The 12,876-nt window shown below is 65.6% G+C and carries 12 protein-coding genes, 1 tRNA gene and 1 pseudogene; 8 read left to right on the top strand and 6 right to left on the bottom strand.

All coding sequences use genetic code 11. The features are described from left to right. Positions 1–44: 44 nt before the first annotated feature. Together CHEID_RS01755 and CHEID_RS01750 are read right to left on the bottom strand one after the other, a co-directional pair. Positions 45–1,868 (bottom strand): sensor histidine kinase, encoded by a 1,824-nt coding sequence (locus CHEID_RS01755; RefSeq protein WP_238599441.1) that lies wholly within the window; start codon positions 1,866–1,868, stop codon positions 45–47. A gap of 7 nt (positions 1,869–1,875) precedes the next feature. Then, complete coding sequence (locus CHEID_RS01750; protein WP_112770349.1) at positions 1,876–2,583, bottom strand: response regulator transcription factor; 708 nt, start codon at positions 2,581–2,583, stop codon at positions 1,876–1,878. Positions 2,584–2,709: 126 nt separating this feature from the next. Between CHEID_RS01750 and CHEID_RS01745 the strand changes: the two genes are divergently transcribed. Then, on the top strand, positions 2,710–3,444 hold the full coding sequence (locus tag CHEID_RS01745; protein WP_273661208.1) for a L,D-transpeptidase: 735 nt from the start codon (positions 2,710–2,712) through the stop codon (positions 3,442–3,444). A 153-nt stretch (positions 3,445–3,597) separates the two neighbouring features. Then, positions 3,598–3,807: a hypothetical protein gene (locus CHEID_RS01740; RefSeq protein ID WP_112770076.1), complete on the top strand. Its 210-nt coding sequence runs from the start codon at positions 3,598–3,600 to the stop codon at positions 3,805–3,807. 129 nt (positions 3,808–3,936) lie between these two features. Here CHEID_RS01740 and CHEID_RS01735 read toward each other — a convergent pair whose 3' ends face one another. After that, complete coding sequence (locus CHEID_RS01735) at positions 3,937–5,154, bottom strand: glutathionylspermidine synthase family protein (protein WP_181645953.1); 1,218 nt, start codon at positions 5,152–5,154, stop codon at positions 3,937–3,939. A gap of 16 nt (positions 5,155–5,170) precedes the next feature. Beyond that, positions 5,171–5,809, bottom strand: coding sequence for a hypothetical protein (locus CHEID_RS01730; protein WP_112770078.1), 639 nt, complete (start codon positions 5,807–5,809; stop codon positions 5,171–5,173). 97 nt (positions 5,810–5,906) lie between these two features. Between CHEID_RS01730 and CHEID_RS01725 the strand changes: the two genes are divergently transcribed. Beyond that, positions 5,907–6,110 carry a hypothetical protein gene (locus CHEID_RS01725; protein WP_112770079.1) on the top strand — a complete coding sequence of 68 codons (204 nt, stop codon included), beginning with the start codon at positions 5,907–5,909 and terminating at the stop codon, positions 6,108–6,110. A gap of 62 nt (positions 6,111–6,172) precedes the next feature. Here the strand turns inward: CHEID_RS01725 and CHEID_RS01720 are convergent. After that, a tRNA-Thr gene (locus CHEID_RS01720) sits at positions 6,173–6,248 on the bottom strand. A gap of 103 nt (positions 6,249–6,351) precedes the next feature. Here CHEID_RS01720 and thrE point away from each other — a divergent pair. From thrE to otsB, 5 genes and pseudogenes are all read left to right on the top strand, one after another. Then, positions 6,352–7,914, top strand: coding sequence for a threonine/serine exporter ThrE (gene thrE / locus CHEID_RS01715; protein ID WP_273661207.1), 1,563 nt, complete (start codon positions 6,352–6,354; stop codon positions 7,912–7,914). A 106-nt stretch (positions 7,915–8,020) separates the two neighbouring features. Further along, positions 8,021–8,362, top strand: a pseudogene (locus CHEID_RS01710) (hypothetical protein); the annotation flags it as partial. A 386-nt stretch (positions 8,363–8,748) separates the two neighbouring features. Then, complete coding sequence (locus CHEID_RS01705; RefSeq protein ID WP_112770081.1) at positions 8,749–10,332, top strand: alpha,alpha-trehalose-phosphate synthase (UDP-forming); 1,584 nt, start codon at positions 8,749–8,751, stop codon at positions 10,330–10,332. 5 nt (positions 10,333–10,337) lie between these two features. Beyond that, a complete protein-coding gene (locus CHEID_RS01700) occupies positions 10,338–10,829 on the top strand; it encodes an META domain-containing protein (RefSeq protein ID WP_146743895.1) in 492 nt (163 codons plus the stop codon). 30 nt (positions 10,830–10,859) lie between these two features. Further along, positions 10,860–11,753, top strand: a complete 894-nt coding sequence (gene otsB / locus CHEID_RS01695; protein ID WP_112770083.1) for a trehalose-phosphatase — start codon at positions 10,860–10,862, stop codon at positions 11,751–11,753. A gap of 16 nt (positions 11,754–11,769) precedes the next feature. Here otsB and CHEID_RS01690 read toward each other — a convergent pair whose 3' ends face one another. Further along, positions 11,770–12,876: a LacI family DNA-binding transcriptional regulator gene (locus CHEID_RS01690; protein ID WP_273661205.1), complete on the bottom strand. Its 1,107-nt coding sequence runs from the start codon at positions 12,874–12,876 to the stop codon at positions 11,770–11,772.

Here is a 12,876-nt window from a genome sequence, read left to right as displayed (position 1 = left end):
GCGGGAGGGGGTAGCGTTGGCGGGTCCTGGGCCCTTGCCCTCCCCTACGCCTCCCGGTTCTGTTGGGCTTCCACCATCTCCTCGGCCGCGGGAAGGATGACCCGGAAACGGCTACCCCGCCCCAGCTCCGACTGCACCTCGATCCGCCCGCCATGGGCCTCTACCAGGGATTTCACAATGGATAGCCCCAGCCCGGAGCCGCCCGAGGCACGGGAGCGGGAGACATCCGGGCGGTAGAAGCGCTCGAAGAGGTGGGGAATTGCCTCTGCGGGTATTCCCACGCCGTCGTCCTCCACGTCCACGATGACCCTGCCGTGGGCCGACTCCAGGCCCTGATTGTTGGGAGACCTGTCGCCACGCGCGGCCTTGTCACCGCGCCCTTTGTCGGCGCGTCCCTTCTCCCCCCGCCCCGCTTTGTCCCCGCGGGGCCCGCGCCCCAACTTGCTGCCCCACTCGGACTTCGCGGGCCCCTCGGCCCGGCCCCCGGAATCAGCGCGGCTGTCGCCTTGCGCCTGGACCGCGCTCGCGGGGATAGCGGCGGCGGGCGGGGCCGACTCGGTCCGCAGGACAATGCTCACATTCGCCTCATCCCCCGCATGCCGCACAGCATTGGTCACGAGATTCCCCACGATCTGGTGCAGCCGATCGGCGTCCCCGATCACCACGGGGACCTCGCCGCAGAAATTGCGGACACTGATGTTGCGACCGGGGAAACCAGCCCGTGCGTTCTCCGCCGAGTGCAGCGCCACCTCCAGCACATCCACCCGGTCCGCGCGCAGCGGGCGACCCTCATCCATACGCACGAGGGAGAGCAGATCCTCCACCAGCAGGCTCATCCGCCCTGCTTCCTCGGAGATACGGTCGATCACCATTCCCGCATCATCCGTAGCACCACTGGTGTACAGCTCCGCGTAACCACGCACAGAGGTCAGTGGGGTGCGCAATTCGTGGGAGGCGTCCCCAATAAAGCGGCGCATGGAAGCCTCGGACTTCCGGGCCTGACGCTCGGAGGCCCCAACGGCCAGGAAGGCCCCCTGAATCTGGCTGAGCATCCGGTTGAACGCCTGAGACAGGCGGCCCACCTCTGTGCGGGGGGTGTAGTTCGGCACACGCTGGCTCAGCTGCCCCTGGGAGATGAGAGAGGCTGTCACCTCCACCTGGTTCAGCGGCCGCAGAGCCCGGCGGACCAGGTAGAGGCTCGCGGCGATGAGGGAGGCGAGCACCAACAGGCCGATCACAACCTGGAGGTAAATCAGCCGCGCGATGGTGTGCTCCTCGCCTTCCAGGGGCAAAGCCACGATGGTGACGGAACCATCCTGATTCTCCACGCTGGAAGCCCGCCAGGACGTCCCCGATTGCGAACCGGGCCGGGCCGGCACGGTCACGGGCCCCGTGGGGCGGCGAAGCTCACGCACGTCCGGCATGGACCCGCGGGCGGCGCTATAGGGCTCGAAGACGAGGGACCCCTGCACGATGGCCACGTAGTAGTCGCTCGGCGGGCGGCTGACCCCCGGCTCCTCCGGGGAGTTCCCGGTGGCCTTGTTGGGCCGAGCATTGGGGTCCGCGCCGGGCACAAGGCCGTTGGCCGAACCGCTGCTACCCAGCGCGGGGTTCTGCTGGGCCTGGGTGCCACTGTCCGGTGCGTGTGCCCAGCCCAGGGTCGCGGAGCGCAGTTGCTCGTCCACCCGCTCGATCATGAAGTGTTGCAGGGTGGAGGTCACGATTGCTCCGGACGCCGTGAGCCCTAGCGCTGCCAGGGCGGTGATCACGACGACGAGGGAGACCCGCAGGGGCAGGTGGGAGAGGAAGTGCCCTTGCTGCTCGGGCCGCTGCGTGGCGCCAGTCGTGTGGGCGGAGGATGAAGCCATGCGCTAGTTAGGCCCGCGGCTTGCGCAGCACGTAGCCGACACCCCGGATGGTATGTAGCAGGCGGGGTTCCTGGGTATCCATCTTGCGTCGCAGGTAGGAGACGTAGGACTCAACGACGTTGCCGTCGCCGCCGAAGTCGTAGTTCCACACGTGGTCCAAAATTTTGGATTTGCTGAGCACGACCTCCGCATTGACCAACAGGTAGCGCAGCAGCTTGAACTCCGTGGGGGAGAGATCGACGACCTTGCCGGCCTTGGTGACTTCGTGCATGTCATCGTCGAGGGTGATGTCCTCATAGGTGATGACGCTGGAACCGGCCGTTTCCTCCGGGGATACGCGGCGCAGAATCACCCGAAGCCGGGTGATGACCTCTTCCAGGGAGAAGGGCTTGGTGACGTAATCGTCGGCACCGATTGTTAGCCCGTGGATGCGATCCTCCACCCCGTCCTTGGCGGTGAGGAAAAGCACGGGGGCTTCATGCCCGTCGGCGCGCAGCTTGTTGAGCAGGGTAAAGCCGTCCATGCCGGGCATCATGACGTCCAAAATGAAGGCGTCCGGCCGGTAGTTGGCGGCGATTTCAAGGGCATCGGCGCCGTTATCGGCCGTTTCGACATCGAAGCCCTGGAATCGAAGGCTGACTTTGAGAAGGTCGGAGATATTGGATTCGTCGTCGACGACGAGCACCTTCACGGGCTGGCTGTTCGGCATGGTCATGCTCCCAGTGTGCACGGTGGTTGTGTCCCACCCCTGTTTACTCCCTGTACGCCTTCTGTGAAGGTCAAACGCCTTTGATGGCGTTTCACATGGTGTTTCCCTCCCCCGGGGGCTATGGTGTTCGTCATGACTGCGCGCAAAACTTCCTCTGTGCCCGCTCCTCGGCGCGGCACCGTCCGACGCTTCCGCACCGGCCTGGCCGTTGCGGGGGCCCTGGCCATCGCCGCGACCGCCGCCCCGATGGCTGCCGCCCAGCCTGCCGCTCCGGTGCCGGGCAGCTCCCAGCAGCAACAGCAGGATGCTGCCAACCAGTTCAACGGTGCCGTGCTGGGCGCCCGGGATGCCCTGCACTCCGCCACCCAGGGCCTCCCGCCCGAACTGCGTGACCAGGTTAATCAGGGAGTGGACAACTCCGTGGACTTCATCGCCCCGGGTGCCCTGGCAGCACGGGAAGCCGCCCGCCAGCCCGCCCCGGCTCCGACCCCCGCGCCGGCCCCGGCCCCGGCCCCACCGTCCCCCTGCCCCGCGAGCGCGCACGCCTGCGTGGACCTAGACGGGCACACCTCTTGGCTGCAGGACGGCGGCCAGCGTTCCTACGGCCCGGTTCCGATCTCTTCCGGGTCCGCGGATCAGCCCACCCCCCGCGGCAGCTTCCATGTGGTGCGCAAGGTGGAAAACGAAGTCAGCCGGGAATTCAATAACGCCCCGATGCCCTACTCCGTGTACTTCACCAACCAGGGCCACGCGTTCCACGCCGGGTCTCCCTCTGTGGAATCCGCCGGCTGCATCCACCTGAACAACGATTCTGCCAAGAAGTACTTCGATTCCCTGAACATTGGTGACGAGGTCTTCATCTACTAGGGATCCCCGCACCGTGAGGTGCACGCCCCCCTCTCCCCCCAAGGGAAAGGGGGGCTTTCCCGTGTGCAAAATGGGTTTCCTACCCTCCGCGCGAAACTCCGGTATAACCGGTGGGAGCAGACGAACGTCCCCCTTCCGCTAAGGAGCACACATATGTCTAACTACCGCGTTCTCGACGCCAAGCAGGAAGTTGTCGCCACCACCGAGCTGGCAGACAACGGCAAGGCCTACGACTGGTTCAAGGAGCAGACCGCAGCGGCCGACGACGCTCTGGGCTACGTGCTGCAGACCGAGGTTGACGGGGAGTGGGAGTTCCTGGATCAGAACGACGGCGGCACTAACACCTCCGGTTCCGACAACTAGATCCACCATTTTACCCCCTTAGAAAGGCAGGTCCGCGGAAAGTGGCCCTGCCTTCCTTCATTGCCGCACCGGCCAGAGTATTTCCCCGCCCCTGCCCCGAACCGGAAGTCCTGCGCCCAGCCGGAAGCGCTACTCCCGCACGGAGGGGACAAACCTTGCGTCATGGCTAGTGATGGGATGGCTGGCCTCCCGCGTGCTCAGCCCGGCGAACTTGTCGCCGATCATCCACACGCCCAACACGGGAATATTCACTTCCCGGTCTTGGCCCTCGTAGGCCCTCAAGGGGGCATACTCCTGCCACACGCACGGCGATTGGGCGTCGAAGAAATCGGTGGTGTTATCCGCAAAGACGCCATAATCCGGCGCGTTGATCACCACCCCATCGCCCTCCCGACCGAACAGGGGCTTGCGCACCCAATTGCGCAGAGACTCGTGCTTCGACAAGTAGGCCGGCAGCAAACTTGGGTGATGCATGAACTGGGACCACAGCGCCGGGAGGAGCAGCTTGGTGGAGGACCCCATCTTCCACGCCGGTTCGTACCACGTCACACTGCCACCGGTGGAACACACGGCCCGGTCGTACCCGGATTTGCTATCCGTGACCATGTCCTCCCAGGGATACAGCTTGAATGCGTGAGTGATAGCCACGCCATCGGCATCCCACCACGGATGTTCGCCGGACGCGCCCTTGGTGGCGTCGTACATAACATCGCTGAGCTCAATGATCTTGACATCCCAACCGGCCAACCTGGCGGCATGGGCCATGACATAGACATTTGCCCGGTCCTCCCCCGTCGGATCGATATCCATATCCACATGAATGAGATGCAAAAGGCGACGGGTATCCGGTGTTTGCTGCAACGCAAAAGTCCAGCGATCCACCAAGGCGGCCCCCAAATCCCCAATGGGCTTATAGGGCCGATCGTGTAACCACGTGTCCTGGCAGACCGTGGATTCCAGCAGCGACGTGGGGGTGTCCGAGTTGTATTCCAGCAGTTTGATCTGCCGGGCCTCGGGATCATAAGCAACATCAAAGCGGGAATAGATGTCCACGTCACCGCGATCGAAACTCTCCCGCGCCAAGTCCATGGCCATGGAGGGTAAGTAGGTATCCCCCATGCGCCCGCTCATGATGGCCTGCCCGGCCTCCAGGCACATCCCGTAAAGTTCCTCGCATTGCTGGGAGATAGCGGCGATGTCCTGCTCCGAATAGACGTACGTGGCCCGCTCGTTCCAATAGCTATTGGCCTCCGTGTGGGCCTCGCCCTCATCCCAGTTGAAGACAATCCCCTCGTTACGGATGATGTCCGACCAAAATGGCCGCGGAGAAACGTTGATTCGATACATGTTGTAAAACCGCCTTCTATCCGCCGCTGCGTCCGCCACCGCTGGAATGTCCACCGCCGAAACCACCGCCGGAGTTGGACTTACCCGAGCTGTTTTTCCCGGAGTTGCCGCCATCCTTCCCGGACCCGGAACCCGAATTGTTTCCGCCATTGGAGGAACCCTTGGCGGGAACTCCCGGCTGAATATCCTTCGGCGTACCGCGCTGAACGACCTTGCCACCTTGCCGGCTCTCTGCGCCCCCAGCCTTGGCGAAGGAATCGGAGAAGCGGCCGCCCTGCCCCGGCAGGCCCGTGTACACCTTGCCCTCGGACGGAATGGTCTTAGATACCGGATTGTCCGCGGTGGGGGCCGGCATCTTGGACCCGATGCTGGGCAGCACCCCCGTATTCCCGCCCACGCGGGAACCCAGGAAGTACCAGAGGAAGGGGCTGGACGCGAAGCCCCCGTTGTTTTGCTCCTGCAGCGGTTGGACCCCGTTGCATTGGCCGTCTTCCACCCGCTGCTGGGTTTGCTGGTCCACGCACACCTGGCCCCAGTCCACCTGCTGCGGGGGCTCGGGGTGATCCTGGGCACACGAGGATATGCAGAAGGACAGCAGGGCGAGCGCCGAGCTGGCGGCGAAAACGTGGTGGGTGGGGCGAGAACGCTCACTCATGGCGTGGGTAAAGCCTCTCTACTGATAGCGATATCCCCCGAGATTACAACCTCCCACGGCGGTACACGCGGCGCGGAACGTGGCAAGATCGGCGACTATGAGCTACTTCACGCACCGCGACCGTCACGGCGACTGGCTTGTCCGAGCCACCGGCACCGAAGAGATTACGGTGAAAAACGTCATCACCACCGCCCCAGACCTCCCCACCGCAGCGGCTCTGGTCCACTACCTCAACGGTGGTGCGGACCCGGCCAGCGCGGAGGTGGCCAAGCAGCACCTGCAGCGGGACAACGCTGGCTAGGGCTACTGGACCTGGCCAGCGCGGCGCCGGGAGGCGGGGGCCGGGAGGAGCGGCCAGGGATGTGGAGCCGAAGAAGGGACTCGAACCCTCAACCTACGGTTTACAAGACCGTTGCGCTGCCAATTGCGCCACTCCGGCGTGAACTACAACTTGCACCCCGCTTCCGGGGCCAAGCGTGGATGAGGTTATCAGGCCCTAGCCGGGACCCACTAACGCGCGGCCAATTGTGTACGGTGAACGCGTGACAAAGCTTGCGCCTCGGTTCGTCCGCACTGTGGCCGACGTGCTGTTTACGGGCAGTCGAGCCACGATCGATGCCATTCGCACCGCCCCTCCCCCGTCTCCGCTGGCCCCGGTAGATTTGCGGGACCCGATGGTGGTCCATTCCGTGCTGGATCTTGCCGGACGGATCGGGGATCTGCTCTTGTGCGCGGGCACGGGTAACTCCGATACGAAGGCGCAGTTACGCGGCATCATGAGCGCCTACGGCCTGTATAACACGCACGTAGATATCACGTTGAACACGGTGACCCTGTACGCCCAGTTCGACCCATCCCGCAACCCCGCCAGCAACTTCCGCGTGGTCAAGAGCCTGTCCACGGACTTTTCGCGCCTCACCGAGGTGGATCGATTGATCCGGTCCATCATCGCCGGGGCCACCCCGCTGGAACTGGCCCAGAAGATTCTTTACGACATCGAGACCTCCCCCCTCCCCTACCGCAATCGCTATGCCCTGGGCGCGTGGGGATTGTTCGCCGCGTCCATTGCGCTGCTGCTCGGCGGGGGGTGGGCCGTTGCCGCGGTCGCCTTCGCCACCACCATCTTCACCGTCTTCGCTAACGCCTGGCTGGCGTCCAAGAGCCTGCCGCTGTTCTTCCAGAATTTCCTCGGCGGTTTCGTGGCGGTGCTGCCCACGGCGGCAATCTACGAGTTGGCGCGGGATACGTCCTTGTATTTCCCGCCGTCTCTGGTCATTGCCTCTTGCATTGTTGCTCTGCTGGCGGGGTTGACTCTCGTCCAGGCGCTTCAGGACGCCGTTACCGGCGCGCCCGTGACAGCGAGCGCACGATTCTTCGAGACCCTCCTGTCCACAGGGGCTATCATCGCGGGCATCGGGGCGGGGCTGACGGCCATTGCCTCCGCCGGTGTGATCTTGCCGCCGCTGGACACCAGCCAGACCGCGGGCATCCTGGGGGGAACGACCGTCCAGATCTTCGCGGGTGCCCTGGCCACGCTATCCTTCTGCGTTAGCTGCTTCACCGAGCGACGCAGCATGGTGGTGGCCTCCACGACGGCCCTGGTGGCCTCGGTGGCGTACTACTCCGTCCTGGGTTTGGCCACGGCCGACGGTTTGCTGGCAGCGGCGGTTTCCAGTGTGCTGGTGGGCTTGGCCGGTGGTCTGTTGTCCCGGCGCTACCTTATTCCCCCGCAGATCACGGCCACCGCCGGGATCACACCGTTCCTGCCGGGTTTGGCGCTGTACCGGGGCATGTCCTCCATCCTCAGCGACCAGTTTGTCGTGGGCATTTCCAACCTGGCCCTGGCGCTGGGCACCGCCACCACCCTGGCCGCTGGGGTGGTCCTCGGGGAGTGGACGGCCCGTCGGCTGCGCCGTCCGCGCATCATCCACCGCTATAAGCAGCTTCGTCGTCCCCGGGTGGTCCGCCCCCGAGCAGTGCGCCGCCTTGCGCGCCCCGGCCAGGCCATCCAGCCCCTGCACTGGCGGCGGCGACAGCGCAAGGGGACGCAGAGCCAGTGGCGGTTGGACGAGCTCGCCCAGCCGGACGCTCCCGGCGAGCAGTAGCGTAGAATGACTGTGTTTGACCCGCCCCACCACAGCGGGCGCATCGGCTTGAGTGGGGGAGAGGTAGCCCGAATATCCGCATAGCCATAGAGAAGGGGCCCAGCACGTGCCGCCAAAGGTCACCGATAGCCGTTCTGCCAATACGGAGTCTCTCCACGCCGTGGAGCAGGAAACCGCCCTGGCCGCCCAGCGGATTGTGGCCAGTTACTCCGAAGATTTCCTCGACGCGGTCACCCTGATGAGCATGCTGGGCGTGGAGCCGGAGGGGCTGATCCACCGGAAGGTCGTCGCCGACTTGGAGGCCGCTGAGCAGGAGGCGAAGAAGGCCGCCCGCAAGACCACCAAGACCGCAAAGAGCACCACCAAGAAAACGACGAAGAAGGCCGCTGGCACGAAGACCGCGGCCAAGTCGACATCCAAGACTGCTGCCAAGTCCACGAAGAAGACCGCGGCGGCAAAGACCGCGGCGGGTGAGTCGACGGCCGAGAAGTCGGCGGCCGAGAAGTCCCCGGAAGCGACCGGCGACGAGGCGAAGTCGACCGGGACGGCCAAGACCACCTCCACGGCCGCGAAGACCAGTGCGAGGGCCAGCGCAAAGGCCACCACCAAGTCGGGCACCAAATCCGGCACCAAGGCAGCACCCAAGACCAGCACGAAGTCGACGGCGAAGGCTAGCACCAAGAAGACCGCTGCCAAGTCAACGACGAAGTCCACCACGAAGAAGACGGCGGCCAAGAAGACCCCGGCCAAGAAGGCCGCCAAGAAAACTGCGGCCACGAAGACCAGCACCACCTCGAGCAACACCACTTCCTAGCAAACAAGGATTTTGCCCCCATGAGCGCCAACAAGTCTGATTTCGTCGTCATAGCCAATCGCCTGCCCGTGGATCGGGATGGCGACGGATGGACCGCCGCCCCCGGGGGCTTGGTGACGGCGCTGAAGCCCGTGCTGGAGAAGAACGACGGCGCCTGGGTCGGCTGGCCCGGCACCACGGACCCCGTCGCCGCGGAGGACATGCCCAGCCCGGAAGAAACGGGCATCACGATGTTCCCGGTGAACCTCGATACGGAGGATTTCACCCAGTTCTACGAGGGCTTCTCCAACGCCACCCTGTGGCCCCTGTACCACGACCTCATCGTCCAGCCGAAGTACGACCGCCAGTGGTGGGATCGTTACTTCGAGGTCAACAAGCGCTTCGCGGAGGCGGCCACCGAGGCCGCTAGCGATGATGCGATGGTGTGGGTGCAGGATTACCAACTACATCTGGTTCCGGGAATGATGCGCCAGCAGAGCCCCAACCTGCGCCTGGGCTTCTTCCTGCACATCCCCTTCCCCTCCCCGGAGCTGTTCCGCCAGCTTCCCTGGCGCCGGGAAGTGCTGGCAGGCACCCTCGGCTCGGACGTGGTGGGATTCCACACCCAGGACGGTGCCCGCAACTTCCTGGACACCCTGCGGGCCCTGGATTACGAGGTGCAGACGGACGACGATGAGGAGTCCGCCGCGTTCCTGCGCGGTGCCCGCCTTCCGGAGGATGGGTTCGTGGTCGGCCGCGTGCTGGTGGACGACGCTTATATCGCCGACAAGCTCGGCGCGGGCTCCAACCAGGGCAAACAAACTCCCCCGCCGGAGCACAGCCACAGCTCCACGGAGCTCTCGCACACCACGGGCCTGCCGACGCCCAAGGACCGCCGGGAGGTCCTGGTGGGGGTTTTCCCGATCTCCATCGACTCGGCCCACGTCGCGGAGACGGCGCACTCCCCGGAATCCGTGGCCCACACGAACCAACTGCGCGCCCAGCTTGGCTCCCCCCGGTTGCTGTTGGCGGGGGTGGACCGGATGGACTACACCAAGGGCATCCTGCACCGCCTGGAGGCCGTGGAGAAGCTGCTGGACGACGGCAAACTCAAGGCCAACGAGGTGACGATGGTGCAGGTTGCCACGCCGTCGCGCGAGCGGCTGGAGGACTACCAGCAAACCCGGGAGGCCGTGGAGCGCGTGGTCTCCCGCATCAACGGTAACCACGGCGCCCTGGGGCGGCCCGTCGTGCACTACGTCCACCGCTCCCTGCCATTCGAGGAGATCGTCGCTCTATACTCCGCGGCGGACATGATGCTGGTCACCCCGCTGAAGGATGGCATGAACTTGGTGGCCAAGGAGTATGTGGCCTGCCACTCGGACGGCACCGGTGCCCTGATCCTCTCCGAATTCACCGGGGCTGCGACACAGCTCACCACCGCTTACCTGTGCAACCCGCACGACCCAGAATCCGTCGGTCGCGCTATCTTGCGCGCAGATGGGGAGGATGCCGCCCAGCGCCGCGAGCGCATGAGCGCTATGTGGGAAAACGTCCGCCACCACGACGTGGACCGCTGGGCCCGTTCCTTCCTGGGTGTGCTGGAAGGCAAGGGCGAGCGCTAACGGTGGTGGGAACAGCCAGGGCGCGGTCTGCGGGATGGTTCCCCGCTGCGTGCTGCGCGGCCGTCGTGCTTACTTTCTTGGCGGCCTGTGGTTCCGGCGAGTCGCCCATCGGCAACACCCAGTGGCAGGTCACCTCCATTTTTACGGACGCCACCCGCCCGCATATCCTCCCGGACACCCAACAGGGGCGGGTCTTCCTCGTCTTCGAGCAGGATGCCTTCACGGGTGCCAGTGGGTGTTTCAACATCTCCGGTAAGGCCCGGTTCAACCGCGATGCCTCAGAAATGGCAGTCTCGCAGGTGCGCACGGAGCAACTCCCAGAGCAGTCCCGCTGTCAACCGGGGGATGAGGACTCCGCCTACCGCCTTCGCGCGGTCTTGGACGGCCATAGCATGAGGATTGAGCGCCCCGGCGAGGGGCGGCTACGGCTGGCGCAGGTGCAACCCGACGCGCAGCCCTGGCAGGCCCCCGGGGCCATCGAGATGATCGACCGCTAGCAGAAGGAAGGCGCCGTCTAGGCCCACATTATGTCCGAGCACAGCGAAGAACACCGCCCAGCATCCACCCCACTTGCCCCCGAGTCGGCTGAGCCGACCGGAGAGCGGCAGGCCGCCCACCAATCCTGCTCTCCCCTGACGGAAGCGGACCTCGCCTATCTCGCGCAGGCCGGAACGCTGCTGCTCGCGGTCGACTTCGACGGAACCTTGGCCCCCTTCGTGGATGATCCCGCCGAAGCCCGCGCTATTCCCGGTTCCCTGGAGGCCCTGCAACAGTTGGCGACCCGCCCGGGCACAACAGTGCTGGTCATCTCCGGGCGGAACCTGGCCCAGCTCACCGCCGTAACCGGGCTACCCGCGATCACGGAGCCGACCGTCGGGGATATCCGGCTGGTGGGAAGCCACGGGGCAGAACCCGCGGACGAGCCAATGGGAAACCTGAGCCCCGAGCGAGCCCAGTTGCTTCAGGATCTAACAGATCGCGCCGATGCGCTGGCCGCCGAGGACCCCGGGCTGTGGGTGGAGTTCAAGCCGCTCTCGGTGAGTCTGCACAGCCGAACTGCCGAGGACGCGGAGGTGGCCGCCCGGGCCAGCGCGGAGTACGCCGAGTACGCCGAAACCCAGCCCCTAGCCACGACCACTCGCGGGAAGAACGTCGTGGAGGTTGCCGTGGACCACGCCACCAAAGGCGGTTACGTCGAGCGGCTGCGGGAGGCCATGCGGTGTGGGGCCACGGTGTTTCTCGGGGATGACGTCACCGACGAAACGGTCATGGAGATCTTGCGCCAGGACCGACCGGACCTGGGCATTCACGTCACCGGGGAGGACCCGCAGGCCAAGGACTGGACCAGCGCAGCCGCCCGCACGGTGCGGGACCCCCACGAGGTTAAGGAGTTCCTCGCCGAGCTGGCCCGTCGGCGCTGAAACGGCGCTCCTCCCCTCACCCTACCGACAGCACTCCCGCTGCCCGGGGGCTTGTGATAGAGGTACCCGGCACCACCTGGGTGGGTAGCAAGACCCGCTGTTCCCCGGCCCGGGGAGCCACGGCGATGAGCTGAGCCAGCGCATCTCCCGCCCGCTGCCCCTTCTCCCGGCTGGGTTGGCGCACGGTCGTGATGCCCGCCCCCACAGCCTGGGGAATGCCATCGAAACCGGTGACGCTCAGCTCCCCGGGGATGCTGATGCCGGCGTCTGCCGCATAAGCCGTCAGTCCCAAAGCCATGGAGTCCGTGGTACACACCACCGCGGTGAGCTCCGGGTGCTCCCGTAATAGCTGGGCGGCCGCGGAGTATGTTTGCTCGGGATTATTCACGTGCCGCTCGACGACTGGGACCTGCGCTGGGTCGAGGGTGGCGTCCTCAATGACCTCCAAAACCCCACGCACCCGATCTCGCTGGACATGCATCTGGGCGCTGGCCAGCCGCTCGCGGGAGACAAAGCCGTCGTTCGGGGAGCGGTCCAGGCGGATGCACAACACCCCGATCCGCGTGTGCCCTGCCTCGAGGACCTGGCGCACGACGGGTTTGATGGCTTCGCGGTCGTCGATGCCGATGAAGGGCACGCGGCGGCGATCGGCCGGTTGATCGCAGATGACGGTGGGCATGCCACGGCTCATGACGACCTGCAGGAAGGGGTCATTCGCCGCCACCGAGTAGACGATGAAACCGTCCACCGAGGCCTGGTGCACAAGCTGCTTAGCCCCCGAATCCCCGCCCACCCCCGCCGGGATGAGCAGCATGGATGCACCGAGGTTCCCGCAGCTCAGAGAGACACCCGCCATGAACTCCACGGAGGCCTGATCCTCGAAGGCGTAGGTGAGTTCCTCCGTGAGGAGCACTCCGATGGCCCCCGCCCGGCGCATCCGCAGCGAGCGCGCGGTGGGGTCCGGACCGGGGTAGCCGATGCGTGCGGCGGTGCGGAAGATGCGGTCCCGGAGTTCCTCGGAGAGCTGGTCGGGGCGGTTGTAGGCATTCGAAACGGTGGTGCGGGAGACACCCAGTTCGGCGGCTATGGACGCCAATGTGCCGCGGCGCTGGTGGGACTGCAT

Origin of the sequence: Corynebacterium heidelbergense (genome assembly GCF_028609845.1) — a bacterium.
Taxonomy (GTDB): Bacteria; Actinomycetota; Actinomycetes; order Mycobacteriales; family Mycobacteriaceae; genus Corynebacterium; species Corynebacterium heidelbergense.
Note: the sequence above shows the minus strand (reverse complement) of the source record. Positions and strands in the feature narration are given on the sequence as shown.

Bases quoted from the DNA above. Each gene is read 5' to 3' on its own strand.
- CHEID_RS01755 (WP_238599441.1), bottom strand. From the start codon at position 1,868: ATGGCTTCATCCTCCGCCCACACGACTGGCGCCACGCAGCGGCCCGAG.
- CHEID_RS01750 (WP_112770349.1), bottom strand. From the start codon at position 2,583: ATGACCATGCCGAACAGCCAGCCCGTGAAGGTGCTCGTCGTCGACGAC.
- CHEID_RS01745 (WP_273661208.1), top strand. From the start codon at position 2,710: ATGACTGCGCGCAAAACTTCCTCTGTGCCCGCTCCTCGGCGCGGCACC.
- CHEID_RS01740 (WP_112770076.1), top strand. From the start codon at position 3,598: ATGTCTAACTACCGCGTTCTCGACGCCAAGCAGGAAGTTGTCGCCACC.
- CHEID_RS01735 (WP_181645953.1), bottom strand. From the start codon at position 5,154: ATGTATCGAATCAACGTTTCTCCGCGGCCATTTTGGTCGGACATCATC.
- CHEID_RS01730 (WP_112770078.1), bottom strand. From the start codon at position 5,809: ATGAGTGAGCGTTCTCGCCCCACCCACCACGTTTTCGCCGCCAGCTCG.
- CHEID_RS01725 (WP_112770079.1), top strand. From the start codon at position 5,907: ATGAGCTACTTCACGCACCGCGACCGTCACGGCGACTGGCTTGTCCGA.
- CHEID_RS01705 (WP_112770081.1), top strand. From the start codon at position 8,749: ATGAGCGCCAACAAGTCTGATTTCGTCGTCATAGCCAATCGCCTGCCC.
- otsB (WP_112770083.1), top strand. From the start codon at position 10,860: ATGTCCGAGCACAGCGAAGAACACCGCCCAGCATCCACCCCACTTGCC.
- CHEID_RS01690 (WP_273661205.1), bottom strand. From the start codon at position 12,876: ATGCAGTCCCACCAGCGCCGCGGCACATTGGCGTCCATAGCCGCCGAA.